Below are 24305 nucleotides of genomic sequence, written 5' to 3' on the forward strand. Positions count from 1 at the left end.
TCCATGATCGGGTCGGGGGAAAGCCGCCTGGCGGTGGCAATCCGGCGTGTTGGAGCTTTCGTGCTGGCGGCGACCCTGACGGTCGCCGCCGCTTCCATGTTTGGCACGGTGGTTCAGTCGGACGGATTTGACTGGGTTGATGTTCTGCGTATCACGCTGATCGTCATCACCGCATTCTGGCTTGCATGGGGCGCCTGTACTGCGCTGCTGGGGGTGCTTTTCACCCCGCCGCAGGTGCCTGTGGTGCAGGGCAGGCCCGTTGGCCGAACGGCTATTCTGGTGCCGGTCTACAACGAAGACACAGGCCCGGTCTTTGCCCGCATTGCAGCCATGTACCGGTCCATCGAGGCAGCCGGCTACATCGACCTCTTCGATGTGCATGTGCTCTCGGATTCCACCAAGGCGCCGAGTGTCGCTGCTGAAAACGAGGCCTACCGTTCCGCTCTCATAAGTCTCAAGGCGGGTGGTCATCTCTATTACCGCAACCGCAGTCCGAATGTGGGGCGCAAGGCCGGCAACATTGCCGATTTCATCCGCACGTCGGGCGGCGCCTATTCCTACATGCTTGTGCTGGATGCCGACAGCCTGATGCGCGGGGAAACCATCATCGAGATGGTCCGCCGGATGGAGGCCGAACCGAAACTGGGCCTTCTGCAGGCCCTGCCGCAGGTGATCGGCCTCAGCACCCTGTTTGGCCGCATGCTGCAGTTCTCCGCCGCCTTCTATTCGCCGGTCTTCACCCGGGGTGTTGCGGCTCTGCAAGGGACTGAAGGGCCGTTCTGGGGGCACAATGCGCTGATCCGGGTGCGTGCCTTTGCCGAAAGCTGCGGCATGGGAGCGCTCACCGGAAAGCCGCCGTTCGGCGGGCACATTCTCAGCCATGACACGGTGGAAGCGGCCATGCTGGCCCGTGACGGCTGGACCGTGCGTGTCGATCCGGATCTGGAGGGGTCCTATGAAGAAGCGCCCGCCAATATCGTTGCCTATGCGAAACGCGACAGGCGCTGGTGCCAGGGCAACCTGCAGCATGCACGGCTGCTGATTGCGCCGCGATTCCGCCTGTGGAGCCGGATCTCGATCCTGCAGGGCATCTTCGCCTATCTGTCCTCGCCGATCTGGCTGCTGTTCATCATCGCCAGCCTTGCCGCGCCGCTGTTTGCGCCGCCGCCGGTCTATTTCGATGCGTCCTCACCGTTCCCGGTGTTCCCGCATCCGGAGACGACGACGGCACTGGCCCTGCTGTTCGGTGTGGTCGCGCTCTTGATCCTGCCCAAGGCCATCTTGCTGGTCCGGGCGCTGGTGCGCCGTGACTCCCGGAATTTCGGCGGTGCCTTCTGCGTGGCGCTGACGGCGTTTCTGGAACTTGTGTTCACCTCGATGCTGGCTCCGGTTCACATGATGTTCCAGAGCCGGTCGGTGCTGCAGATCCTGCTGGGGGCTGACTCCGGCTGGCCCGCAGCCGATCGTGCCGATGGCTCCATGTCCTTCTGGGATAGCGTCAAGGCCACCTGGTGGATGAGCATCGGCGGCGGCGCAGCCATGGTCTTTGCCTATAACTACACACCGGACCTGCAACTCTGGCTGATGCCGATTGCCCTGCCGCTGGTGCTGGCACCGCTTCTGGTCTTCCTCACGTCATCTGTGCTGATTGGCCAGGCCTTCCGCCGGCTCCGCCTGTTCGTCACGCCCTTTGAAATGAGTCCGGAGCCAGTCATCGCCGATCTGGAACACACGCTGGAAGCTGGCGCCAATGCGCCCGCAACGCCGCTTGCGGCCAAGGCGGCGCAGGCGGTCTGAGTCAGGCAGTCTGAACCAGGCAGCAAGCATTTGATATTCGAGGCGCGGGGGGCAACTCCCGTGCTTCTTGCTTTCCAGGATACGGGAGATTGCCCCGCCTGTGCGAAAACGCCGCGGCGGCCCAGCAAAGGCTCGCCAGAGGACCGATCGCGGGCTAGAGTGCGCGCATGATTGACGTTTCAGCCATGTGGGCGGATCTTTTCGAATTCGCCGGTCTTCTCAACCCGATCGCGCTCGCGATCGGGGCCGTCATGGGGTATTTCGCGACCCATCGCCGGCAGATCATCATTGCGGCCTTTGCGGCTGCTGCCTTTTCGCTGATGGCTGACGCTCTGCTGCGTTCAATCGGCCTGCCGCAGTTTGCTGCGCAGGCAGGTCCGCTCGCCGCCTTCCCCTTCCGGTTCGCTGGCGGCGGTATTCTGGCTCTGGTGGTGCACCTGATCGTCCGGCGCAAGGCACAGAAAGCCTGAGGTCAGCACTCTGTCCTGTGGCGCGGATCAGCCGTAGCGGGTCCATTCCTTGAACAGATTGGCATTTGGGCAGATTGCCGGAGCATGGGCGGCACCTTCCGGATGCGCATCCAGCCACTCGCGGCATTCCTTGGTGTGGCCGCAGCTGAGGCAGCGGGTAGCTGCAACGCGCAGATCATTTGCGCCGCTGAAGCCCGTGTTTGGCTTGTTGACGGCACCGATGGCGCTCATCATGCGGCCCATCAGTTCGGCGCGTTCGTTCAGTCTGTCCATCCAGCTCATGAAACTTCCTCCTGCCGGGCAGCCCCGGATTTGGCTTATATTTCTCCGGCAAACACCTTTGCGCCTTGACCCCGATCAAGCCAGGCCGAACAATATGAGTGTCAGTGAGCGCGAGTTTGGGAAGGGCGCAAGCAGTGACGCAGGTTTCTAGCGGCCAGGTGACGGCTCCTCAGACAGCGGCTCCAGCGCTCGAAACGCTCCCCGCCGGTGCACAGTTGCGCGGACAGGTGGTGAGCGGTGCGCCTGAGGGCATGATGCGGCTCGCGGTGGGCTCTGCCCGGCTCGACGTGAAGGCGGATCTGCCGCTGCCCGCCGGAACGCCCGTGCTCATTGAGGTAGAACAGCCTGCGCCCGCTATGCAGCTGAAGGTGAGCGCCGATGAAGCCGCGCTTCAGGGCCGCGGGCCTGCACAGGCAAGCGCCGGTCAGGCGGCAGGGCAGGTAACAGGTCAGGCAACGTCAGAGGCAATCCTTCAGGCCCAGCAGTTCAAATCTGCTGCAGCGCTGGCGCAGGCTGCGGGCGCCGCCAAACCCGCGCAAACTGGTCCGCAGGCCGGAGGAGCTCAGGCCCGGCCGGTGCTGGCGAATGTCGATCTCTCCACCTTTGTCCTGCTGAAGGCAGATACGAACGCCGCGGCGGCTGCTGCGGCGCAACGTTCTAATGGCTCTCCCTCCGGCTCCCCTGGCTCCGGTTCTCAAGCCTCTGGTTCTCAGGTCTCCGGCGTTGCGGCGTCCGGCATTGCAGCAGCTTCAGGAGCGCCTGTGGGAGGGCAGGCTACCGCTGCTGTGCCGGCAGGAGCACAGGGTGCTGTTCAAGCCGCTCCGCAAACGGCCGGGCAGCCTGGCACAGCTGCTGTTCCGGACGCAGCAGGGCGCATTCCGCCGCCAGCTCCGGCGCCTTCCGGCACTGCGCCACCGTTGGGGCCCGCACCGGGCGGTCCCGTCCCGGGCCAGATCGCCGCAGGAGGAGTTGCCGCTCCTGCGGCAATGGTTCCCCCCGCACAGGTTCCGGCAGCAGCAACAGATCCCGTTCTCTCTGGTTCTGCCGGACAGACCCAGAATGTGGGCCAGCTGGCCGGGCAGGGTGCCAGTCAAGGGGCAAGTCAGGCCGAAGCTCAATCGCTCGGACAGCCGCAGTCCGGCCAGCAGCTCTCTAGCCCCCAGCTCTCTGGCTCACAGCTCTCCGGCCAGCCGCAAGCTCCGTCCTTGCCAGTCACGCCCGCATCTGCTGCTGGTGGGAGCGCAAGCACTGGTGCGGGCGCGGAGGCAGAGGCTTCGGCAAAACCCGCAATCCAAACCGCCGCCGGGCAGCCTGCCGCAGGTGCTGCCGTGTCTGCAACGGCGGGAACCTCCGCTCAGGCAGCAACGGCTCCGGCATCTGTCCTTGCAGCGGCACCTCAGTTGGCCCCGGGTCTTGGCCAGTCCGCTCCGGCAAATGCCGGTATCTTGGCGTCGAATGCAGTCCCCAACGCCCTGCCGGGGCAAGGTTCAGGCGCAACCTCTTTCTCTGCCGGCTCCAACACACCGATATCCGTCCCCATGCCTTCTGCAGCCAGTTCAGCTGGCACAGGCTCACGGCCTTCCCTGTCCGGAGCGCAGACCGAGGCGGAGTTTCAGGCGCTGGCGCGCGGGGCCGGGCCTTTGACGGCTGCAGGTGAAGCGGCACGGGCGCTGGACCCGCAGGCGCTGAAGGCGGCGCTTGCCGAACCGGCTCAGGCGCGCAGCGTCCTTTCTGCGCTTATGGCCAGCGCCGGTAAACTGGACACGGCTGCGCTGCCGCCTGCCGGACAGAGGCTCGTCGAGGCTTTGAAGGGGCTGCAGGCGGATGCGGACAGCCTGTCCGATCCGGCAAGGTTGAAAGCAGCGGTCGAGGCGGTTCTCGGGCTCGCGGCCTCGGCAGGCGGGCCAATGGCGTCCAGCCTTTCCCGCAAGACCGGAGGGGTGCAAAAGACTGACGGGCTGACGCAGCTTCTCGTGCGCCTTGCGGGTCTTGCCGATGATGTTCTGGCCGCCCAGCCGTTGCCGCCCTCCGGCCGCAAGGCGGGCGCACAGGCCCGCAGCGGGGCTATGCCCTCCCATCTTGACCCGGAAACGGCCACCACGCTGGCGCAAAAGACCGGGGCCGAAGTTGGCGAGCGCGTGCGGCTTCAATCTGTCTCTCGTATGGCCGCGGAATATCTGATCCGGGATATGGCACAGAACGCCGGTAACGGGGCAGGGCAGGAAGCACAGGCAGGGCATGGCCGTTCTGCTGCCAGTGCCTCAGCTGGAACCGCAGCATCTGGCACGCCGTCCGGAACCCCGGCGGCGTCGCGGCCCGTGGATGTATCTCTGGATCTGCCCGTGTTGATCGACGGCCAGTCGCGGGTTCTCAGCCTCAGGATCTCTCGCGATCCGCAAAAGCCGGACACGCAGCCAGATCCCAAGGGGCCGGAATGGCGTGTGCGTTTCAGCCTCGATTTGCCCGAAGGCGGGCCGGTGGAGGCTGCGGCGGGGCTGCGTGGCATCAGCAGCTATGTCACGCTGCGCGCTGTCGAGGAGGAGACACTTGCCGGTTTCCTCAGCCGCCGGGACACGCTGGCGGCGCTCTTTGCCGATGAGGGGCTGGAGCTGGAGGATCTGCGAATCCTCAAGGCAAAGCCTGAAGCCGCTGTGGCGGTGCCGCAAGCGCCGCTGGACCGCAGTTCATGAAGAAGCCGGAAACGCCGGATACGGCTCCTGCGGCGGCTCCCCGCAAGCTCGCCATCGCCCTGCAGTATGACAACCGCAGCGCCCCGCGCGTTTCGGCCAAGGGCATGGGGCCGGTGGCCGAGAGGATTGTCGAGATCGCCCGGGAAGCGGGGGTGCCTGTCGAGGCCAATTCGCCGCTCGCCGAGGCTCTTTCGCACCTTGAACTGGATGAGGAGATCCCCGAAGCGCTTTATCAGGCGGTGGCCGTGCTGATCAGTTTCATCCTGCGCAAGGGCAAGGCACCCAATCCGCCGGAATGAGCGCGGGCGGATTTCATCTGCAATTTCCAGCGGGCGGGCGGGCAGTCCCTCTTGCAGGCAGGGCAAATCCCGTCTAGGCAACAAAGGCGCATGGCTGCGCACTGAAGCGGTCCCGTGTGGGCCGCAACAGCAGGCGCGGCGGGTGCATAACCGGCCGGAATTTGAACAGGATTAGAGATCAGATGACGATTGTCGAGGCACGCAAGCCCGATCCGAAAAAATTCATCAAGGGAGCCACCGGTGACTGGGAAGTCGTGATCGGCATGGAAGTCCATGCGCAAGTGACCTCTCAGGCCAAGCTCTTCTCGGGCGCCTCGACGGAATTCGGCAATGATCCCAATGCGAACGTCAGCCTCGTTGACGCGGCCATGCCCGGCATGCTGCCTGTGATCAACGAGGAATGCGTGGCGCAGGCGATCCGCACGGGCCTCGGCCTGAAGGCGCAGATCAACCTGAAGTCCGTGTTCGACCGCAAGAACTACTTCTATCCGGATCTGCCGCAGGGCTATCAGATTTCCCAGTTCAAGCAGCCGATCGTCGGTGAGGGCGTCATCATCCTCGACATGCCGGACGAGCGTGTGGAAGTGGGCGTTGAGCGTCTGCATCTGGAGCAGGATGCGGGCAAGTCGCTGCATGACCAGCATCCGACCATGTCCTTCGTGGACCTGAACCGCTCCGGCGTGGCGCTGATGGAAATCGTTTCCAAGCCGGACCTGCGCTCGGCGGACGAGGCCAAGGCCTATCTCACCAAGCTGCGCATCATCCTGCGCTATCTGGGCACCTGCGACGGCAACATGGATCAGGGCTCCATGCGCGCCGACGTGAACGTCTCCGTGCGCCGTCCGGGCGAAGGCTTCGGCACGCGCTGCGAGATCAAGAACGTCAACTCCATCCGCTTTGTCGGTCAGGCCATCGAGTATGAAGCCCGCCGCCAGATCGCCATTCTGGAGGACGGCGGCTCCATCGATCAGGAAACCCGTCTTTATGATGCGGTGAAGGGCGAGACCCGCTCCATGCGCTCCAAGGAAGAGGCGCATGACTACCGCTATTTCCCGGACCCTGACTTGCTGCCTCTGGAGTTCACACAGGCCTATGTCGATGAGCTGGCGCAGCACCTGCCGGAACTGCCGGACGATAAGAAGGCCCGTTTTGTCGCGGATTATGGCCTGACGCCCTATGACGCGGATGTGCTTGTGGCCGAGAAGGTGTCGGCAGACTTCTTCGAATCCGTTGCCAAGGGCCGCGATGCCAAGATGGCGGCGAACTGGGTGATCAACGAGCTGTTTGGCCGCCTCAACAAGGAAGGCCTCACCATCGAGACCAGCCCGGTGAATGCAGGCCAGCTCGGCGGCATCATCGACCTGATCAAGGAAGGCACGATCTCGGGCAAGATCGCCAAGGATCTGTTCGAGATCATCTGGACCGAGGGCGGCGAGCCGGCGGCTGTTGTGGAAGCGCGCGGCATGAAGCAGGTGACCGACCTTGGCGCCATCGAGGCCGTTGTCGATCAGATCATTGCCGCCAACCCGGACAAGGTGGCCCAGGCCAAGGAAAAGCCGACGCTGCTCGGCTGGTTCGTCGGCCAGGTGATGAAGGAATCCAAGGGCAAGGCCAATCCGCAGGCGGTGAACGATCTGCTCAAGGCCAAGATTGGCATCGAGTAAACCGCGCGCCATGTGATGACGCCTGTTTATCAGTATTGCGCCCCGGACAGTGGTTCGGGGCGTTTGCATGTGGAGTGGAGTTTATGGACGGGTTCCGGATTGAAAAGGCGCGCTCTGAACATCTGGCGGATATTCTCGCCATCATCAATGCCGGTGCGGTCGGCGCGAGGGAGACCTATGAGAGCGATGATCCGGAAGATTACCGCGCTGCCTTCGATGCGATCCTGACTGCACCCGAGACGGACATCTATGTGGTGCTCGGCGGGACAGACGGCGAAGAGGTTCTGGCAACCTATCAGCTGACCTTCGAGAAGGGCCTTGCCTTTCGTGGCCGCGGACGGGCGAGCCTTGAAAGCGTCCATACGCGGGCGGATATGCGAGGGCAAGGCATCGGCAAGGCGATGGTTGAACATGCCGAGGCTCTGGCGCGGGCGAAAGGTGTCGCGCTGATCCAGCTCACCTCAAACCGTATCCGTCTCGACGCCCACCGCTTCTATTTGCGCGAAGGCTATGACCAGAGCCATCTCGGTTTCAAGAAGATGCTTTGAGGCTCAGAGCAGCGGCTGGCGGCATCCCGCGCACGTGACTTGCGGCGCGCAGGCCGCTGGCCTAGCTTGTGAGGTGAGAGGGGGCACTTGCCCGCCCTGATCCCGCGAACTGGAGCCCAAGATGCCCGTGACCCAGACAGCACCCATCGAACTGCATTATTGGCCAACGCCGAACGGCTGGAAAATCTCGATCCTTCTGGAGGAACTTGGCGTCCCCTATGAGGTGAAATACGTCAATATCGGAAAGGGTGAGCAGTTCCGCCCCGAGTTTCTGGCCATTGCGCCCAACAACCGCATGCCGGCGATTGTTGATCCGGAAGGGCCGGGCGGCGCACCCATTTCCGTCTTTGAATCCGGCGCCATCCTGCAATATCTCGGGCGCAAGTTCGGCGTGTTCTATCCGGCAGACGAGCGCAAGCGGGTCGAGGTGGATGAGTGGCTGATGTGGCAGATGGGCGGTTTTGGCCCGATGCTGGGCCAGAACCATCATTTCCGCATCTATGCGCCTGAAAAAATCCCCTACGCCATGGACCGCTACCTTAACGAGACGCACCGGCTCTACGGGGTTCTCAACAAGCGGCTGGAAGGGCGTGAATACGTCGCAGCTAGTGAATACACCATCGCGGACATGGCCATCATCGGCTGGGCGCAGGGCTGGAAGAACCAGGGCATGGACCTTGAAGAGTTCCCCCATGTGAAGGCCTGGAAGGCGCGCCTGGAGGAGCGTCCCGCCGTGCAGCGCGGCCTTGCCGTTGGCCGTGAGGAACGTGAGCGGCAGGCCTCGCTGGCAGAGGACAAGGACGCGCAGAAGGTTCTGTTCGGTCAGCGCGCCCGCTGATTGTACACTTCCGATACAGCGGGCCGGTCTCCCATTGGATAGACCGGCCCGCAAAACCTGGCAGATCAATGCGTCATTTCACCCGTGACCAGGTCTCGCCCTTGCAGATGAGGCCGCCCATGACACAGCCTTCCAGCGTCATCTTGTCGGCGCCGTCCATTTGAATGAAACCGGTGTAGGTCTTGCCGTCCTCGGCATTGTAGACTTGGCCCTTCCATTGCCCGTCCTTGCCGGTCGGCTTCATGCCGAGAACGATCTGTGTGCCGAGCAGGGGCTTGCTCTGCTTTGCCGGGTCCGGGTTCTTGATGTCGTTGCGCGGCTCTTTCAGCCAGATGATGGTGCCGCAGAGGTTGCCGCCGCAGGGGGCAATCTTGATGCGCGATGACCCGCTGGGGCGCGTCCATTCGCCTGAAGCATCTGCGGCCTGCGCGGAAGCGGCCGGAAGCATCAGTATCAGGGAAGCAGCTAGCAGAAGACCGCCGCCGAGCCTTGCGGACAGCCTGCGGGCTGAGGTGTTGCGGACAAGTGAAAGCATCATTGCGTGTCTCCTCCCAGAGCACCTGCCTGCCTCCTCAAACAGACAAGGTGCCGTTTACGCAAACGGAAGGCTATGATGTTTCAAAGCGGCTGAAAAGCCGTGCCGTAACGGAAGTGGGTAGCTAAATTTCACGCTTGGAAAAAACTCGTGCCCGTGAGGGCACAAGCTTCCTGCGATGGCAGAGGATCATCGGGCGTCCGCACCCGCGGCCGCAACGGCTGCATGATAGTGGCGGCGGATGTCTTCCAGATCGACGCTCACCTTCGGAGTTTTCAGGTCCATCGACAGAAGTGTTTCCTCGATGATCCGCGCGATGGCGAAGTTACGCACCCACTTGCGGTCAGCCGGGATCACATACCAGGGCGCATCCTTGGTGGAGGTGCGCTCCAGCGCGTCCTCATAGGCTTTGGTGTAGGCGTCCCAGTGCTTGCGTTCGGTATAGTCTGCCTCGCTGATCTTCCACTGCCGGGTGGGGTCGTTGAGGCGCACGGCGAAGCGTTCCAGCTGTTCTTCCGGGCTGATGTGCAGGAAGAACTTGAGAATGCGCGTGCCACTGGCCGTCAGAAGCTGCTCGAAGGCATTGATGTGGTCATAGCGGGCACGCCAGACCTTTTCCTCCACCAATTCATGCACCCGCACCACCAGCACGTCTTCATAGTGAGAGCGGTTGAAGATGCCGACTTCGCCCTTGCCCGGCACCGCCTTGTGCACGCGCCAGAGGAAATCATGCGCGAGGTCCTGCGCCGTCGGCTGCTTGAAGGAGGTCACCTTTACCCCTTGCGGGTTGAGGCCGGACATGACCTTGCGGATGGTCCCATCCTTTCCGGCAGCATCCAGCCCCTGCAGCACGACAAGCAGGGAGGAGCGGGCGTCTGCATAGAGCAGGAACTGCAGCTGTGCGAGCGACTGGGTGACTTCTGCCGTGCGCGCCTCTGCCGCATCCTTGTCGTGCCCGTTGGGCTTGTCTGCGGTGGGCCAAGCTGACAGATCGACCTTCTGGCCCGGCTTCACCCGGAGGGTTTCAAGCCAATCACGTTCTTCCTGACTGCCGGCCATTCTGGTCTCCCTTGGCTGCTCTGCCGGCTGACAATGACGTCCACAGCCGGCAAAGGCAACAAGGCAGCAGCTGCCTCAGGGTTTCAGCCATTCCACCAGCACGAGCGACATGCTGGGAATGGCGCAGACCACGGCAAGGCCGAGAAGGCTGGTGATGAGGAAGGGCAGCACGCCCTGCGCCACCCGCTCCAGCGGCAGTTTCGTGATGTTTGCCGCCACATAGAGGTTGATGCCGACAGGCGGCGTGAAGAGGCCGATGGCAAGGTTGATCATCACCACGACGCCGAACCAAACCGGGTCCCAGCCCAGATGCTGAGCCACCGGCAGGAAGATCGGCAGGCAGATGAACATGATGGTCACCGCATCCATGAACATGCCCGCAATCAGCAGGATGAGCATGATGACCAGCAGGATCACCCACTGATTGTCGGAAATCCCCAGCAGGGCCGTGGAGTATTGGCCGATCAGATCGTCGACCGTGACCACCCAGCCGAAAAGGCTGGCATAGGCGACGACAAGCATCACCACAGCAGAGGAAGCTGCTGCCTCCACCAAAGCCTGATAGAGCCCGCGCAAGGTGAGAGTCCGGTAGATGAGCCCCCCCACGAGCAGGGCGTAGACGGTGGCCACGAGGGCTGCTTCCGTTGGCGTGAAAGCACCGGAATAGATGCCGCCGAGAATAACCACCGGCGTCAGCAGGCCCCAGAAACTGGAGACGAAGGAGCGGCGCAGGCGCTGGCCATAGGGCAGGCCTGCATCAGGATCGGCCGGAAGCAGGCGCTTCAGCGTTTCGGCGCCCTTGGCAGCATCGCCGCTGCGCGCGAAGGGCAGGGCGGCGAGCATCAGGAATCCAAGAAACAGGCCGGGGATGATGGCGGCGATAAACAGGCTCGAAATCGACGCTTCGGCAATGACGCCATAGATGACAAGGCCGATGGAGGGCGGAATGACGATGGACAGCGCAGCTCCCGTGCAGACCAGCCCGGCGGCGAAGGGCTTCGGATAGCCGTCCTCCTCCATGCCCTTGATGATCAGCGGGCCGATGGCGGCAACAGAGGCAGGACCCGAGCCGCTGACCGCGCCCCAGAACAGGCAGACAGTGGTGCCGACAATACCCATGCCTCCGGGGAGGCCGCCGATGAGCACGCGGAAGAAACGGATCATCCGCTCCGCAATGCCAAGGCTGCCCATCAGGGTGCCTGCCAGAATGAAGAAGGGGATCGCCAGCAGCGAATATTTGGCTATGCCGGTGGCGATGAGATCGCCCGCCATTTCCAGCCCGAAGCCGATGGACCACATGGCATAGAAAGCGGAGAGCCCCAGCGCGAAGGCGACGGGCAACCGGAGTGCCAGCAGCAGGAAGAACAGCACGATCATCTGTGTGCCCGCACCCATATTGGACCAGAGTTCAAGCATGGGCTTTTCCTTCTGCACAGAGCGTGCGCCAGCAGTCCAGACTGTACTGGAGGTGGCGCAGCAGGATGAAGGCAAAGCCTATGGGCAGGGCGAAGCTGTAATACCAGGCCGGGATCTGCAGCGCGTAGGACCGCACACCGCTCTTCATCTGGCTCTGGACGAGATCGAATGTGTATTTGGCAGAGAGCGCCAGCAGAACGGCGGACATGAGCGTGGCGAAGATCAAAATGGCTTTGTGCAGCGGCTGCGGCACCATCTCGTAGATCAGGGTGACGGCCAGATGGTCGCCCTTGCGGGCCGCAACAGCTGCGCCGAACACCGTCAGCAGCAGGAAGCCATTCGTCAGGATCTCTTCCGTCGAGGCGAGGGAATAGCTGGTGGCGTAGCGTACCACCACATTGACGAAGCCAAGCACTGTCATGCCGGCAAAGATGAAGGCGCAGATGAGTTTTTCTGCCTCTCGCAGCAGGAAGGACATGCGGACAGGCTCCACGGCATGCGGACCGGATCTGCAGGGAGATCCGGCGGATCAGGGGGCAGACACAATGGCAAGGGGAACGGCGCGTCTGCCCCGTGGCTGACGCGCCGCACGGCTCGCCTACTGCTTGGCGGCGATGGTGTCCGTAAAGGTCTTCACCAGCTCGGGGCCGACTTTTTCCGACCACTTGTCGAAGGCCGGCTTCGTGGCATCACGGAAGGCCTGGAGTTCTTTCGCCGTGGGTTCGTAGATCTCCATGCCCTTTTCCTTCAGCAGCTCGATGCCGCTGGCGGTCGCCTGACGGGTGATGTCCTTCTGGTAGGCCATGGCTTCGCTGGCAGCCTGCTGGACCTTGGCCTTGGTGGCATCATCGAAGCTTTCCCAGCGCTTGCGGCTGATGCCGAGGAAGACCGGGTCATAGGAATAGTGCCAGGTGGACAGGTATTTCTGCACTTCATAGACGCGCTGGGGAATGATCACCGCGCCGATGGGGTTTTCCTGTCCGTCCACCACACCCTGTTGCAGGGCGGTGAAGGTCTCGGTCCACTGCATCTGCTGCGGATTGGCGCCCAGCGCGTTCATCACGTCGATGTACATCGGGCCCGCAACGCGCATCTTGAGGCCCTTCATGTCCTCTGGCGTCTTGATGGGGCGCACATTGTTGGTGACTTCGCGGAAGCCGTTTTCACCCCAGGCCAGAACGATGATGTCATGGCCCGCCATGATCTCCTTCATCTTGTCCCCAGGTGCGCCGTCCGTGGTCGCATCGACGGCCTCATAGTCCGAATAGAGATAGGGCAGCGAGAAGACTGCCATTTCCGGCACAAGCGGCGTGACGTTGATCGCCGAGGTGACGACGAAGTCTAGGAAGCCGCGGCTCACCATCTCCGCCTGCTTCATCTGGTCGCCGCCGGAGAGGGATGCATTCGGGAAGACCTTGACGTCATAGGCGCCATCGGTCGCAGCGCTGAGCAACTCGTTGAACTTCTCCGCGCCCTTGTGCCATGACGTGGAATCGCCGGTGTTGTGCGAAAGGCGCAGGGTTTCTGCCGATGCCGTGCCCATGAGGGCTGCAAGGGCAACGGTGGCCGTCAGCGCGAGCCGGTTCAGCTTCTCGAACTTCATTGTGTCTCCTCCACTTTTTGTCACACAGGGACGCTGCCCCATGTGTGCCGTCATGCTACCTGCAGCTTTATTCCGGCCCGCGTGATAACGCTGTTTCCTCCCGCGCTATCTCGAGGTCCATAATATGGAACAAGTTTAGATCCAATCAGTCCTATGACAATAGCCTCTTGCAGCGTCTGGGCAAGAAGAAATAAGCTTGCTTTTGAGATGATCGAACGGGCGTGGTTTTAAGGTCCATAATATGAACCTTGCACAGGCAACTTGCAGATGCTGAATGGCTCACAGAGCGTGGACCGGGCCCTGTCGCTTCTGTCGAGGGTGGGACGGCATGCAGCGGCTGGTGCGCCGCTGTCGGTGCTTGTTGACGAGAGTGGCCTCAACAAGCCGACGGTGCGCCGTTTGCTGCTGGCGTTGATCCGTGCCGGTCTTGTCGAGCAGGACCTTGTGACGCGCCGCTATTATCCTGGCGCAGAGGCCTATGTGCTGGGCATCATGGCGGCGCGCCGGTTCAGTCTTGTGGAGATCTGCCTGGAGAGCCTGCGGCGCCTGTCCCGCCGCTCGGAGGACACGAGTTTTGTGTCGCTGCGGCGCGGGCTTTTTTCGGTGTGTCTGCACCGGGAGGAGGGGGGCTATCCGGTGCGCACCCATGCGCTGCTGGCGGGGCAGGAGCATCCCCTTGGCGTGGGGGCCGGGTCGCTTGCGATGCTGGCCGGACTGCCGGATGAGGAGGTGGCGCAGGTGCTGGCCGAGAATGCCCAGATCCTTGCCGAGCGCTATCCGGCCCTGCCGCCGGAGCGGATTCTTGAGCGTGTGGAGGAGACGCGCAGGCGCGGCTTTTCGCTCAATCCGGGACTGATCTTTGCCAATTCCTGGGGCATCGGCGCTGCCTTGCGCCATCCGGACGGGCGGGTGATCGGCGCGCTGAGCATTGCGGCCATCGACAGCCGCCTGCAGGAGCCGCGCCAGCAGGAACTGGCCGGATATCTGCATGACGAAGTGCAGCGGGTGGAGGAAAAGCTTGCTGCCATGTTCGCCAGCCGCGAGCAGAAAAACGAAGCGCGGGCCATCAGCGCCTGATCTTTTCGCCCGTCTTGAGGAGAGCTGGGCACGGAATTCGTTGTTTGGGAGGACGAATGCAAGTGACAGAGGCAAGCCAGACGCAGGATCTTTCGGGCGGGGTGGCTCCGGCCACCACGCGGGTGATGAACCTCAGCCAGTTCCTCACCCAGGCGGCCCGCCGCCATCCCGATGCCATCGGCTTTGTCTGGGGCGAGCGGCACTGGACGTGGGCGCAGATGGAGGCCCGGGCAGAGGCCATGTCCCATGCACTTGTGCATGAATTCGGCGTCCGCAAGGGCGACCGGGTGCTGATTCAGTCGGCCAACTGCAACCAGATGTTCGAATCCATGTTCGCCTGCTTCCGGGCCGGTGCCGTGTGGGTTCCTGCCAATTTCCGCCAGTCGCCGGAGGAGGTGGCCTATCTGGCGGAAGCCAGCGGCGCGAAGGGCATGATCTGCGGCGCACAGTTTCCCGGCCATGCGGCTGCCTGCCGGGCGGAAGCGGCATCACTCAGCTTTGTCATCTCCATCGGCGCATCGGCGTTCGCCGAGGACTACGACGCCATCACAGCCCGCAACATGGGCCGCAAGCAGGCGCCGGTGCCTGTGTTCCGCGATGATCCATGCTGGTTCTTCTTCACCTCCGGCACCACCGGGCGGCCCAAGGCGGCTATCCTGACACACGGCCAGATGGCTTTCGTCATCACCAATCACCTGTGCGACCTGATGCCGGGGACGGGGCCGGAGGATGCCTCCATCGTTGTGGCGCCGCTGTCGCATGGGGCAGGCGTGCATCAGCTGACGCAGGTGGCTCATGGTGCCAAGACGATTCTGCCGGCTTCCGAAAAGCTCGATGTGCCGGGCATCTGGGCGCTGGTGGAACGCTGGAAGGTGACCAATGCCTTCACCGTGCCGACCATCCTGAAAATGCTGGTGGAAGACCCTTCGGCGGATCAGTACGACCATTCGAGCCTCCGGTATGTCATCTACGCCGGCGCCCCCATGTACCGGGCGGACCAGAAACGGGCGCTGGAAAAGCTGGGCAAGGTGATCGTGCAATATTTTGGCCTTGGCGAGGTGACCGGCAACATCACCGTCCTGCCGCCCGCCTTGCACACGCTGGAAGATGGAGCTGACGCGCGCATCGGCACCTGCGGTTTCGAGCGCACCGGCATGCAGGTGGAAATCCAGGATGAGAACGGCGAACCGGTGGCGCCGGGCGCGACGGGGGAGATCTGCGTCATCGGGCCTGCTGTTTTCGCGGGCTATTTCAACAATCCGGACGCCAATGCCAAGGCCTTCCGCAATGGCTGGTTCCGCACCGGAGACCTTGGCCACATGGATGAGCATGGCTTCGTCTACATCACCGGCCGCTCCTCGGACATGTATATCTCCGGCGGCTCCAACATCTATCCGCGCGAGATCGAGGAGAAGATCCTCCTGCATCCGGACATCACCGAGACGGCCGTGCTGGGCATTCCTGATCCGGTCTGGGGCGAGGCGGGCGTTGCGGTCTGTGTGGCGCGGCCCGGCGCTGACACATCTGCCATTGATCTGCGCGGCTGGCTGGACGGCAAGGTCGCCCGTTACAAGCTGCCGAAGATCACTGTGTTCTGGGAGGCGATGCCCAAGTCGGCCTACGGCAAGATCACCAAGAAGATGATCCGGGAGGAACTTCTGCGCCGGGGTGAAATCCCGGTGCCGGATGACAGAGCCTGAAGGCAGCAAGGCCTGGAGGCAAAAGGGACAGGGAGGAGCGGCAATGAACGGTCTGGACGAGGCGAAGGCTGTGGCAATCACGGGAGGAGCGTCCGGTATCGGTCTGGCGACGGCGCACAAGCTGCAGAGCCTGGGTTACGAGCCCTGGCTGCTGGATCTGAAGGCTGAGGCGCTTTCCACAGCCTGCAAGGAGCTGGGAATTCCGGAAGCACGCGGGATCGTCTGTAACGTTGCGGATGAAATGTCTGTCGAGGCGGCCATGAACACAGTTTCTGCCGTGTCCCGTCTGGCGGGCGTTGTAAACTCCGCAGGCATCGGATTTGACCGGCCGGCGGTCGAAACAAGCGTCGAGGATTTCCGGAAGGTGATCGATGTGAACCTCACGGGCAGCTTCATTGTCTGCCGGTCAGCGGCGCGTCTGTGGCTGGAGAAGCGCCAGCCGGGCGCCATCGTCAACATCACCTCCATTTCGGGCCTGTGCGGCAACAAGGGCCGCTCGGCCTACGGATCATCGAAGGGCGGATTGAACCTCATGACGCTGGTCATGGCCAACGAGCTTGGAGGCTCCGGCATCCGGGTCAACGCTGTGGCTCCCGGGCCCGTGGACACGCCGCTGGCCCGAGCCGTGCATACGCCGGACGTGCGCGAGCAGTGGCATAAGCGCGTGCCGCTGCACCGCTACGGTCAGCCGGAGGAAATTGCCAGTGCGGTTGCCTTTCTGCTGTCGGAGGAAGCATCTTATGTGAACGGTCAGGTTCTGGCCGTTGACGGCGGATTCGTGACCGCGGGGCTCGCAGTATGAGGGGAGAGGCTGGCGGCGGCCTGCGCAGGATTCACCATCCCGGCACGGTTGCGTCTGTACGTCTGTCTGCGGTGCCCTGCCGGGTGCGGCCGCTGCGCATGACACTTGATCCTCTGCCGGGTGAAACGGTTCTGGCTACCCTGTCACGCACCTTTGCGGAGACGGGCTATTCGGCAGGCTACGTCAGCCTTGAGGACGTTGCCATGGCGCGCATGAACTATGTGATTCCTGCAGAGAGCCCGGATGACAGCCACGCCGCCTGGTACAGTGCCACGCATGAGGGCGGGCCCGGCAGCCGGATCGCCCGGGCCGGACTGCATCTTGGGCAGAGAGATGGTGCGCCTTTCCTGCACTGCCACGGCATCTGGACACCGGCAGGGGCGCCGGAAGCCATGGGGCATCTCCTGCCCTTCGAAGCGGAACTGGCCGGACCGGCGGAGGTGGATGTTCTGGCCATCTCCGGCGCGCAACTGGTGACGCGCTCTGATGCCGAAACCAACTTTCCGTTGTTCGCACCAGAGTCTGTGCCGCCCGCACCCGGCGAAGCGGAACGCGAGAGGGCGGGCAGTGCCCGCGGTCTGCTGCTGACCATCCGGCCCAATGTGGATGTCTGCGTCATGATCTCAGAGGCCTGCCAGGTTGCCGGTTTTGAGGCAGCTTCGGTGCATGGCATCGGATCTCTGGTCGGCGCGGATTATGAGGACGGAACCTCCATCCCGTCCTATGCAACGGAAGTGCTGGTGCGCTCCGGCTCCTGGCGGCGCGGGCAGGGCACATGCCTCGACATTGCCCTCGTTGGTCTTGATGGCGCCATCAGCACCGGCATCCTGCGGCAGGGCTGCAATCCGGTCTGCGTGACCTTTGAATTGCTGCTGATCGAAGTCGCGTGAGTGCCGCTCTGGACAGGATCAGCGGCGGATGCCGTTGAGAATGCCGCCAATGGCCCCACCCAGAAGCGCCGCGCCCGCCGCATCCATCATCGGATCCCGCTCGGGTGCTGCGTCCGGCGGCAGGTGCTCAGGCTCTGCCGCGTAGATGGGAGAACCATCCGCCGTAGTGCCGCGCTGCACCTGCTGAGGCCGCGAGAACTGCCGCTGCGGGCGCTGCTGTGCCGCAGCCAGGAAGTCGGCCTGCGTCTGTTCCTTCAGCAGATTGTATTCTGCCTCCGACATGCTGCCGGTCTGATCATAGCTATTGTCGCCCTGCCACGCGCTGATCGCTGCACGTGAGCGGGCGCCGAAGACGCCATCAGGTGTGCCTGAATCATATCCGGCAAGGTTCAGGCGGAACTGGATTTCCCGGCGTTTGAACCGGGACCACGCCGTTTCGTCTGCCGTTACTGATGCTGTGGAGGAGACGTTGGCCGTACCGGCTTTCTGTGTTCTGGTGCCTTCGGCCGTTTCCTCCTGCCCGGCCGTGCCGGCAGCGCCGTCTTCTGCTGCAACCTCATCCGAGGCCGGGGCGCTGGCTGCTTCAATGCGCTTGATCTGATTGCGGGCAAAGTCGGCAAAGCTGCCGGTTGGATAGGCGACCAGATAAACGTTGTAGTCCTCCACCGTGCCGCCTGCCGCTGCCGCGTCCCAAAGCGCCTTTTCCCGCTCCCAGGCAAGTGCCGCACTGACGGGAACCGTGCCGGAGGCCACAGCTGCCGCGTCCTGCGAAACGGTCGTTTCCGTATTGGCATTGGCAGGCGCTGCGGAACGGTTGAGATAGACTTCGCCAATCAGCGAGGCATTGACCCAGGGGCGCTGCTTCTGACCGGTTTCCTTGAAAACATCTCCCGTCACACGGGTCATGACGGTCTGGATCGGCGTATCGGGCGCATCGATGTGGCGCAGCAGAGCGCTGGTGAAGGGCGAGTTGCTGCCCTCTCCATCCAGGGCCACGTCGCCGGGGCTGGTGGCAAAGGCAATGACGGAGCCTTCGCCGCCCTGATCCTGCAGCTTTAACTCTGCCAGACCCGCGCCAACACCGGCCGAACGGGACGGCCCCATGGACCGGGCCAGCGTGCGCGCCAGCGGGTTGTCGCGGCATGCATCGAGAAACACCATCCGCACCTTTACGTCATTGGACATCTGCCGCAGCACGAAGTCGGCGGAGATGGTTTCGAAATCGAGCGCAGTCTCGTCGTCGAACTTCGCATCCACGGGCACGAGATAGTTGGTGCCGCCCACCTGCATGCCGTGCCCGGCATAGAACAGCAGAGCCACATCGGCGCCGCGTGCCTCCTTCGCAAACTCCGCAACGGTGCGGCGCATGGCGTGATAGTCGAGGTCATAGCCCGCCACCACCTCGAAGCCGAGGCCCTTCAGCTTGGCCGACATGGCGCGCGCATCATTGGCCGGATTCGGCAGTGCGACGGTGTGGACATAGGCTCCGTTGCCCATCACCAGCGCAACGCGCTTGGCCAGAGCCGGGCTGATGCCGGCAAGAAGCAGGAGAAGACAGGTAAGCGCGCGCGCAAGCATCTTCAGGACCTTTCGCGAGGAAGCGAAACCGGCAATTCGTCAGGTTTTCTCTGACAAAGTTTTGCCATGGCCAGCGGTATGCCTGCAAGCTTGACGCGCTCAGCCAGAGCTTTTTCACGCAGCAGAAAGGGAAGATCAGGTGCGTGATCCGCAAAGCGGCAGTGAATGAATTGGTTGAGGCAAAAACGAAAAAAGACGCCGAAGCGTCTTTTATATCGTCACTCTCACAGGAAGAGAGTGGTACGCCCAAGGGGAATCGAACCCCTGTTTTCGCCGTGAAAGGGCGACGTCCTGACCGCTAGACGATGGGCGCTTGACTGTCTGGCCCGTGTGGGCCGCGTCGTGTGAGGAGGCTTATAGGCAGATTGTTCTGAGGCTGCAAGAGGGTATTTGCATGTTTTTCCACAGGTCCGGACTGCACGCTGCTGGGAGCGGGCGCCAGGCGCGGAAATCCGCGCCTTTTTGCCGGGCAAAATATCCACAGCCTTGATTTCAGGCCATGATTTCCTGCCCGGCGGCGCCATGGACCCTCACGAAGAGGCGCAGAAAAGCCTTACCAGGTGCCGGTGTTCGGCATGGAAGACCAAGGTTCCGCCGGTGCCTTGGCCTCGCCTTTCTGCAGAAGTTCGATGGAAATGCCATCCGGCGAACGGACAAATGCCATGCGGCCGTCGCGCGGCGGGCGGTTGATGGTGACGCCCTTGTCCATCAGGCTGGCGCAGAAGGCATAGATGTCGTCCACTTCATAGGCGAGGTGGCCGAAGTTGCGTCCGCCCGTGTAGGTTTCCGGATCCCAGTTATAGGTCAGCTCCAGCAACGGGGCCGCGTGAGCCTTGCCGCTTTCGACATCCTTGCCCGCGGCAAGGAAGATCAGTGTGAAGCGCCCGCCCTCGTTCTCAATGCGGCGGACCTCAGTCATGCCCATCTTGTTGCAATAGAAGTCGAGAGAGGCTTCGACATCGGTCACGCGGACCATGGTGTGCAGGTAGCGCATCTTGATTCCCTTATCTGATTTCCCGGAGGGCACTGGATGTGCCGCCTTGCGGCCGGGGCTTGCCATGGGCTGCAGCCTTGCGCCACTCTCGGGTTCTGTTTCTTGAACGGAACCAGCGTGACGGCCAGATTGCAAAATGACAAGACACCGCAATGCCAAGACAGATTGATGACCTGACCGCTGCGCAGGCCGCGCTCACGGAGGTGTTTTCCGGCGGCGGGCGGATTGTTGTCCTGACCGGCGCCGGCATTTCAACCGAGTCAGGCATTCCCGACTACCGGTCTCCGGGAGGCATATGGTCCAGGATGGCGCCTGTTCAATATGCTGATTTCGTTGAAGACAAGGCCCAGCGGCTGGAGGACTGGCGCCGGCGCTTCATCTTTTACGGCGATTTCAGCCGCGCGCACCCGAACGCTGCCCATCTTGCCCTGGCGCAGGAGGCAGAGGCCGGACGGGTGCTGCTGGTGATCACGCAGAATATCGACGGACTGCATCAGCGGGCAGGGCTGCCGGAGGGCAGGCTGGTGGAACTGCATGGCAATGGCACCTATGCATCATGCTTGTCCTGTGGTGCCCGTGCCGGGCTCATGGCGCAAAAGCCGGCGGCCGATGCCGGCCGCAGCCCGCGCTGTGCGGCCTGCGGCGGCCTGCTTAAGGCGGCCGTGATCAGTTTCGGCCAATCCATGCCGGAAGAGCCCTGGCAGCGGGCGGCGGCTGCATCGCGCAAGGCCGATGTCTTTGTTGTGGCCGGCTCATCGCTGCAGGTCTATCCCGCAGCGCGCCTGCCGGAAATGGCCGTTGAGGCCGGGGCAGAAATGATGATCGTTAATCAGCAGCCTGGGCCTCTGGATGATCTTGCCTCTCTCCTCATCCGCACGCCGGCCGCGGCAACTTTTGAGGCACTGCTAGCCGGTTAAAATTGACAGGTATGCCGCAATTGCAGTGGGCAAAGACTGAGAGGTTGTGTTTTGTTAACAAAAGGCACTGGCCGAGTCCCCTGTGAGTGTTATCCTTTTCTTAGGAATCAGTAAGTGGTGAGTCGGATGGTTCACCCGAAGCTGACGTGAGCGGCACAGAGATGGGGCTTGGACACATGGGGGCTAAGACGGCTCAGGATCCCCGGCTGATTGAGACGATGGCGGAAGACGCCGGAGTCGACGTGATCGAGCTGGCCGGGACGATCAAGTGGTTCGATATCGCCAAGGGATATGGCTTTATCGTTCCGGATAACGATGGCCTGCCGGACATCCTGCTGCATGTGACATGCCTGCGCCGGGACGGGTTCCAGACCGCATATGAGGGCGCCCGCGTCGTCTGTGAGGTTCTTGACAAGCCGCGAGGCCTCCAGGCTCTGCGCGTCCTGTCCATGGACGAGTCCACCGCTGTGCATCCCTCCCAACTGCCCCCCTCGCGTACCCATGTGCAGGTGGTGCCGGAGAGCGGCTTCGAGCGGGCGACCGTCAAATGGTTCAACCGCGTCAAGGGTTTCGGTTTCCTCACACAGGGCGAGGCCTCCGAAGACATCTTCATCCACATGGAGACCCTGCGCCGCTTTGGGATCACGGAACTGCGCCCGGGCCAGGAAGTGCAGGTCCGGTTCGGCCAGGGCCCGAAGGGCCGCATGGCTGCCGAAATCCGCCCGCTCGGCGGCGGCGCCCACATCCCGTCCTCTCATTGAGGATTGGCGGCGGCGCGCCGGAATGTTGCGCCGCAAGGGAAATTTCCGCCCGTTAATCCCGCGGGAACACCTTGCACCTAGGGTGCGGAGCCAGATGAAGAGGCCGGGCGGCTCAGATGAGAGACGTCCGGCTGAAAGATGCCGCCAGAAGAAGCGGCACTTTTTATGACACTGCCATCCTGACGGAGCCTTGTATCAGCTCTGCCTGGACTGGAACTTGACTGAGTTTGCGTATGAGACTCGAAGGGGGAAGTAATGCGTATCACCCACTTCACGGCACCATTGCGTGCCTTGAGCGTCCGGAACACAGGTGCTCCGGCGCCTTGTTTGCGTGGTGCATTTGGAATTGCCTTGCGGGCCGTGCTGGTCGGCATGCTGGTTTTGGGGGCCGCTGCCTTTGCCAAGGCCTCCGGCCTGCCCACCGAGCAATTGACCGTGGAAACCGCCGGAGGCCCGCAGACCTTCACGGTGGAAATTGCCGGCACTGAGTCAGACCGTGCCACAGGGCTTATGAACCGCAAGGAGATGGCGGCCGATGCGGGCATGCTGTTTGTCTTTCCAGATAGTGGCGAGAAGTTCTTCTGGATGAAGAACACTTATATTTCCCTCGACATGATCTTCATCAATGAGGCGGGCCGTATCGTTTCCATTGCCAGGAACACGGAACCACTGTCGGAGAAGATCGTCTCCTCTGGGGGCAGCGCCCGTTACGTTCTGGAAGTGATCGCAGGGACTTCCGCACGCCTGCAGTTTGCACCGGGTCAGAAAGTCACGGCACCGAGCATCAAGCCCTGAGCGTTGCTGCGGGCATCGTGCCTGCAAAGGGCGGTGCGCAACTGCGCCGGGGGGCTCATTGTCCCGGCCTTCGGGCTTGACGCTGTGCGGGGGAAGGCGGTACACCGCACACGTACCAGACGTCGGGGTATAGCGCAGCCTGGTAGCGCATCTGCTTTGGGAGCAGAGGGTCGCAAGTTCGAATCTTGCTGCCCCGACCACTATCTTTCTCCAATCTGCAAATTTCCGAAGGTCTCGGATGTTCCTGCTGGAGCAGCCGCGTTTTGCGCCGGACGTAAGTGTCCGCAAGGCAAAGCTCGCTTTTTTGCGTCCTTCATCGCTTCATGGTTGTGCTGCGGTTTCGCGGCATCTGCATGATGGGGAAACGCATGACCTTGATATTTCAGGAAGATCCGACGCTTGTCGTCGCTGATGCTCTCGCCGCCCTCACGGGGCGCATCCGGGAGCAAGGGTTGTCCTTGCAGGAAAGCACGGACTTTCAGGCCTTTGAAGAGGCGGTGTCCCGGACCGAAGAGCGCTATCTGATGGAGGATTTCTCCATCCGCTTCGTTGATCTGCACGCCAGCCTTGCCTTTTGGGTTGGGGCCTATAACGGGCAGGGCGAGCTTGTGTCCGTTCAAGCTGCCAAGATTGACGAGCTGAAAGACAGGAGCCTTGCCGCCTTCTGGCAGCAGCAGCAGCGGCGCTTGTTTGAAGATCCGCATGCTGGGGCAAGACTTGGCACTGCCCATGCCGCGGAAGCCTTCCGGATGAGAGGCCGGATCGTCTATCACGGCAATCTCTGGCTGAGAAAGGACATCCGGGGCAGGGGGCTTGCAGAGTTGCTGACGCAGACCGGCTTTTTGCTGGCTCTGCTCAAATGGTCACCTGACTATCTTTATGGCCTGATGGCGGAGGCCAATGCCATGAAGGGCTTTGGGCTGCGTGTCGGGTACAGGCACTTCGCACCATCCGGAACGCATTGGATTTCGCCTCCTGCCCATATCCGGCCCGACGATTGGCTCGTCTGGGCAACGCGGGCCGATCTCGTCACCCTGGCGCGGGGCCTTGCGGCTCCAGAGCCTGAATGACGCCGAAATAGGCCAGCATCCGCACCGGAGAATCAGGTCTTGGGCGCAGAGGCATGATCAGCCTTTCATACGCGACGTCATGCATACGTCCGCCCAGCCGGATACCGGTGCGGCCATAGCCATAGTAGGTGCCGGATTCCAGAGCACTCAGGTAGCCGCCTGCAGCGGCCCGCTCCAGTTCGGGATCCGGGGTCACCATCGCTTCGCCGGACTGCTCGCTCCATACACAGCCAAAAAGCTGGACCTGCGAGGACAGCCGCCCCGCATAGACGATCGGCGGCGCCGTTCCGGTATCATCCGGCAAGGCGCAAAGGCTGAGGTAGGGGAGATGTTTCTGCAGCTCCGGCCCTGTGACAGAGCCTGCCCTGCGCATGTCTTCGTAGAATTGAGACAGTCTGGGATCCGCAAGCCCGCGCTCTATCGCACTGCTGCCAAGGTCGGCAAAGAGTTGTCGGGGGCGGGCGAGCATCGGGCTGGTCAACTTTCCTGAAGCATGCGCCTCCTGGCCCGGGGCGCCTGT

At 62.7% G+C, this 24305-nt stretch carries 24 protein-coding genes and 2 tRNA genes; 16 read left to right on the plus strand and 10 right to left on the minus strand.

The features are described from left to right. The first annotated feature begins 3 nt into the window (after positions 1-3). Complete coding sequence (gene mdoH / locus V6L75_RS00290) at positions 4-1797, plus strand: glucans biosynthesis glucosyltransferase MdoH (RefSeq protein ID WP_334249556.1); 1794 nt, start codon at positions 4-6, stop codon at positions 1795-1797. Positions 1798-1964: 167 nt separating this feature from the next. Next, complete coding sequence (locus V6L75_RS00295; protein WP_334249557.1) at positions 1965-2267, plus strand: phosphatidylglycerophosphatase; 303 nt, start codon at positions 1965-1967, stop codon at positions 2265-2267. Between the two features lie 27 nt (positions 2268-2294). On the opposite strand, the gene V6L75_RS00300 is transcribed toward V6L75_RS00295, so the two are convergent. Then, complete coding sequence (locus V6L75_RS00300; RefSeq protein ID WP_203235249.1) at positions 2295-2549, minus strand: DUF6455 family protein; 255 nt, start codon at positions 2547-2549, stop codon at positions 2295-2297. Between the two features lie 134 nt (positions 2550-2683). Here V6L75_RS00300 and fliK point away from each other — a divergent pair, with 134 nt between their 5' ends. The 5 genes from fliK to V6L75_RS00325 all read left to right on the plus strand — a co-directional run bounded on the left by fliK (position 2684) and on the right by V6L75_RS00325 (position 8588). Next, positions 2684-5239: a flagellar hook-length control protein FliK gene (gene fliK, locus V6L75_RS00305; RefSeq protein WP_334249558.1), complete on the plus strand. Its 2556-nt coding sequence runs from the start codon at positions 2684-2686 to the stop codon at positions 5237-5239. Next, complete coding sequence (locus V6L75_RS00310; RefSeq protein WP_334249559.1) at positions 5236-5538, plus strand: EscU/YscU/HrcU family type III secretion system export apparatus switch protein; 303 nt, start codon at positions 5236-5238, stop codon at positions 5536-5538. The genes fliK and V6L75_RS00310 overlap by 4 nt, the downstream gene beginning before the upstream one ends. Before the next feature lie 182 nt (positions 5539-5720). Further along, a complete protein-coding gene (gatB, locus tag V6L75_RS00315) occupies positions 5721-7202 on the plus strand; it encodes an Asp-tRNA(Asn)/Glu-tRNA(Gln) amidotransferase subunit GatB (RefSeq protein WP_058899953.1) in 1482 nt (493 codons plus the stop codon). A gap of 83 nt (positions 7203-7285) precedes the next feature. Beyond that, positions 7286-7750, plus strand: a complete 465-nt coding sequence (locus V6L75_RS00320; protein WP_334249560.1) for a GNAT family N-acetyltransferase — start codon at positions 7286-7288, stop codon at positions 7748-7750. Positions 7751-7871: 121 nt separating this feature from the next. Continuing rightward, positions 7872-8588, plus strand: coding sequence for a glutathione S-transferase N-terminal domain-containing protein (locus V6L75_RS00325; RefSeq protein ID WP_334249561.1), 717 nt, complete (start codon positions 7872-7874; stop codon positions 8586-8588). A gap of 73 nt (positions 8589-8661) precedes the next feature. Here V6L75_RS00325 and V6L75_RS00330 read toward each other — a convergent pair whose 3' ends face one another. The 5 genes from V6L75_RS00330 to V6L75_RS00350 form a co-directional block, all read right to left on the minus strand. Next, positions 8662-9126: a DUF2147 domain-containing protein gene (locus V6L75_RS00330; RefSeq protein ID WP_334249562.1), complete on the minus strand. Its 465-nt coding sequence runs from the start codon at positions 9124-9126 to the stop codon at positions 8662-8664. Between the two features lie 186 nt (positions 9127-9312). Continuing rightward, entirely contained in the window at positions 9313-10182 is an 870-nt protein-coding gene (locus V6L75_RS00335) for a polyphosphate kinase 2 family protein (protein WP_334249563.1), read from the minus strand. Positions 10183-10257: 75 nt separating this feature from the next. After that, positions 10258-11598, minus strand: a complete 1341-nt coding sequence (locus V6L75_RS00340; protein WP_334249564.1) for a TRAP transporter large permease — start codon at positions 11596-11598, stop codon at positions 10258-10260. Then, positions 11591-12076, minus strand: coding sequence for a TRAP transporter small permease (locus V6L75_RS00345; protein ID WP_334249565.1), 486 nt, complete (start codon positions 12074-12076; stop codon positions 11591-11593). Before V6L75_RS00345 ends, V6L75_RS00340 begins: the two co-directional genes overlap by 8 nt. Positions 12077-12196: 120 nt before the next feature. After that, complete coding sequence (locus tag V6L75_RS00350; protein ID WP_334249566.1) at positions 12197-13201, minus strand: DctP family TRAP transporter solute-binding subunit; 1005 nt, start codon at positions 13199-13201, stop codon at positions 12197-12199. A gap of 267 nt (positions 13202-13468) precedes the next feature. Here V6L75_RS00350 and V6L75_RS00355 point away from each other — a divergent pair, with 267 nt between their 5' ends. The 4 genes from V6L75_RS00355 (at position 13469) to V6L75_RS00370 (ending at position 17670) form a co-directional block, all read left to right on the plus strand. Further along, on the plus strand, positions 13469-14278 hold the full coding sequence (locus V6L75_RS00355; protein ID WP_334249567.1) for an IclR family transcriptional regulator: 810 nt from the start codon (positions 13469-13471) through the stop codon (positions 14276-14278). Positions 14279-14334: 56 nt separating this feature from the next. Beyond that, on the plus strand, positions 14335-15978 hold the full coding sequence (locus V6L75_RS00360; RefSeq protein WP_334249568.1) for an acyl-CoA synthetase: 1644 nt from the start codon (positions 14335-14337) through the stop codon (positions 15976-15978). Between the two features lie 43 nt (positions 15979-16021). After that, on the plus strand, positions 16022-16780 hold the full coding sequence (locus V6L75_RS00365) for an SDR family NAD(P)-dependent oxidoreductase (protein ID WP_334249569.1): 759 nt from the start codon (positions 16022-16024) through the stop codon (positions 16778-16780). A 98-nt stretch (positions 16781-16878) separates the two neighbouring features. Beyond that, positions 16879-17670 (plus strand): PPC domain-containing DNA-binding protein, encoded by a 792-nt coding sequence (locus V6L75_RS00370; RefSeq protein WP_334249570.1) that lies wholly within the window; start codon positions 16879-16881, stop codon positions 17668-17670. 18 nt (positions 17671-17688) lie between these two features. Here V6L75_RS00370 and V6L75_RS00375 read toward each other — a convergent pair whose 3' ends face one another. The 3 genes from V6L75_RS00375 to V6L75_RS00385 all read right to left on the minus strand — a co-directional run bounded on the left by V6L75_RS00375 (position 17689) and on the right by V6L75_RS00385 (position 20242). Then, positions 17689-19248, minus strand: a complete 1560-nt coding sequence (locus tag V6L75_RS00375; protein WP_334249571.1) for a caspase family protein — start codon at positions 19246-19248, stop codon at positions 17689-17691. Between the two features lie 238 nt (positions 19249-19486). Then, positions 19487-19561, minus strand: a tRNA-Glu gene (locus V6L75_RS00380). A gap of 240 nt (positions 19562-19801) precedes the next feature. Beyond that, a complete protein-coding gene (locus V6L75_RS00385) occupies positions 19802-20242 on the minus strand; it encodes a VOC family protein (RefSeq protein WP_334249572.1) in 441 nt (146 codons plus the stop codon). 152 nt (positions 20243-20394) lie between these two features. On the opposite strand from V6L75_RS00385, the gene V6L75_RS00390 reads away from it, so the two are divergent. The 5 genes from V6L75_RS00390 (at position 20395) to V6L75_RS00410 (ending at position 23785) form a co-directional block, all read left to right on the plus strand. Further along, a complete protein-coding gene (locus V6L75_RS00390) occupies positions 20395-21159 on the plus strand; it encodes an SIR2 family NAD-dependent protein deacylase (protein ID WP_334249573.1) in 765 nt (254 codons plus the stop codon). A gap of 176 nt (positions 21160-21335) precedes the next feature. Continuing rightward, the gene (locus tag V6L75_RS00395; protein ID WP_334249992.1) at positions 21336-21920 is read left to right on the plus strand and encodes a cold-shock protein; all 585 of its coding nucleotides are present in this window, start codon (positions 21336-21338) and stop codon (positions 21918-21920) included. 327 nt (positions 21921-22247) lie between these two features. Beyond that, a complete protein-coding gene (locus tag V6L75_RS00400) occupies positions 22248-22715 on the plus strand; it encodes a DUF192 domain-containing protein (RefSeq protein WP_425498631.1) in 468 nt (155 codons plus the stop codon). A 123-nt stretch (positions 22716-22838) separates the two neighbouring features. Then, a tRNA-Pro gene (locus V6L75_RS00405) sits at positions 22839-22915 on the plus strand. 168 nt (positions 22916-23083) lie between these two features. Then, entirely contained in the window at positions 23084-23785 is a 702-nt protein-coding gene (locus V6L75_RS00410) for a hypothetical protein (protein ID WP_334249574.1), read from the plus strand. Here V6L75_RS00410 and V6L75_RS00415 read toward each other — a convergent pair. Beyond that, on the minus strand, positions 23745-24254 hold the full coding sequence (locus tag V6L75_RS00415; protein ID WP_334249575.1) for a hypothetical protein: 510 nt from the start codon (positions 24252-24254) through the stop codon (positions 23745-23747). The two genes, V6L75_RS00410 and V6L75_RS00415, sit on opposite strands and share 41 nt — an antisense overlap. Positions 24255-24305: the final 51 nt, after the last annotated feature.

The organism is Pannonibacter anstelovis (genome assembly GCF_036881715.1).
In the GTDB taxonomy this organism is placed as follows: domain Bacteria; phylum Pseudomonadota; class Alphaproteobacteria; order Rhizobiales; family Stappiaceae; genus Pannonibacter; species Pannonibacter anstelovis.

What these genes read in the sequence shown, in the direction of transcription:
- mdoH (WP_334249556.1), top strand. Translation starts at nt 4, where the DNA reads ATGATCGGGTCGGGGGAAAGCCGCCTGGCGGTGGCAATCCGGCGTGTT.
- V6L75_RS00295 (WP_334249557.1), top strand. Translation starts at nt 1,965, where the DNA reads ATGATTGACGTTTCAGCCATGTGGGCGGATCTTTTCGAATTCGCCGGT.
- V6L75_RS00300 (WP_203235249.1), bottom strand. Translation starts at nt 2,549, where the DNA reads ATGAGCTGGATGGACAGACTGAACGAACGCGCCGAACTGATGGGCCGC.
- V6L75_RS00310 (WP_334249559.1), top strand. Translation starts at nt 5,236, where the DNA reads ATGAAGAAGCCGGAAACGCCGGATACGGCTCCTGCGGCGGCTCCCCGC.
- gatB (WP_058899953.1), top strand. Translation starts at nt 5,721, where the DNA reads ATGACGATTGTCGAGGCACGCAAGCCCGATCCGAAAAAATTCATCAAG.
- V6L75_RS00320 (WP_334249560.1), top strand. Translation starts at nt 7,286, where the DNA reads ATGGACGGGTTCCGGATTGAAAAGGCGCGCTCTGAACATCTGGCGGAT.
- V6L75_RS00325 (WP_334249561.1), top strand. Translation starts at nt 7,872, where the DNA reads ATGCCCGTGACCCAGACAGCACCCATCGAACTGCATTATTGGCCAACG.
- V6L75_RS00330 (WP_334249562.1), bottom strand. Translation starts at nt 9,126, where the DNA reads ATGATGCTTTCACTTGTCCGCAACACCTCAGCCCGCAGGCTGTCCGCA.
- V6L75_RS00335 (WP_334249563.1), bottom strand. Translation starts at nt 10,182, where the DNA reads ATGGCCGGCAGTCAGGAAGAACGTGATTGGCTTGAAACCCTCCGGGTG.
- V6L75_RS00340 (WP_334249564.1), bottom strand. Translation starts at nt 11,598, where the DNA reads ATGCTTGAACTCTGGTCCAATATGGGTGCGGGCACACAGATGATCGTG.
- V6L75_RS00345 (WP_334249565.1), bottom strand. Translation starts at nt 12,076, where the DNA reads ATGTCCTTCCTGCTGCGAGAGGCAGAAAAACTCATCTGCGCCTTCATC.
- V6L75_RS00350 (WP_334249566.1), bottom strand. Translation starts at nt 13,201, where the DNA reads ATGAAGTTCGAGAAGCTGAACCGGCTCGCGCTGACGGCCACCGTTGCC.
- V6L75_RS00355 (WP_334249567.1), top strand. Translation starts at nt 13,469, where the DNA reads ATGCTGAATGGCTCACAGAGCGTGGACCGGGCCCTGTCGCTTCTGTCG.
- V6L75_RS00360 (WP_334249568.1), top strand. Translation starts at nt 14,335, where the DNA reads ATGCAAGTGACAGAGGCAAGCCAGACGCAGGATCTTTCGGGCGGGGTG.
- V6L75_RS00365 (WP_334249569.1), top strand. Translation starts at nt 16,022, where the DNA reads ATGAACGGTCTGGACGAGGCGAAGGCTGTGGCAATCACGGGAGGAGCG.
- V6L75_RS00370 (WP_334249570.1), top strand. Translation starts at nt 16,879, where the DNA reads ATGACACTTGATCCTCTGCCGGGTGAAACGGTTCTGGCTACCCTGTCA.
- V6L75_RS00375 (WP_334249571.1), bottom strand. Translation starts at nt 19,248, where the DNA reads ATGCTTGCGCGCGCGCTTACCTGTCTTCTCCTGCTTCTTGCCGGCATC.
- V6L75_RS00385 (WP_334249572.1), bottom strand. Translation starts at nt 20,242, where the DNA reads ATGCGCTACCTGCACACCATGGTCCGCGTGACCGATGTCGAAGCCTCT.
- V6L75_RS00390 (WP_334249573.1), top strand. Translation starts at nt 20,395, where the DNA reads ATGCCAAGACAGATTGATGACCTGACCGCTGCGCAGGCCGCGCTCACG.
- V6L75_RS00395 (WP_334249992.1), top strand. Translation starts at nt 21,336, where the DNA reads ATGGGGGCTAAGACGGCTCAGGATCCCCGGCTGATTGAGACGATGGCG.
- V6L75_RS00410 (WP_334249574.1), top strand. Translation starts at nt 23,084, where the DNA reads ATGACCTTGATATTTCAGGAAGATCCGACGCTTGTCGTCGCTGATGCT.
- V6L75_RS00415 (WP_334249575.1), bottom strand. Translation starts at nt 24,254, where the DNA reads ATGCTCGCCCGCCCCCGACAACTCTTTGCCGACCTTGGCAGCAGTGCG.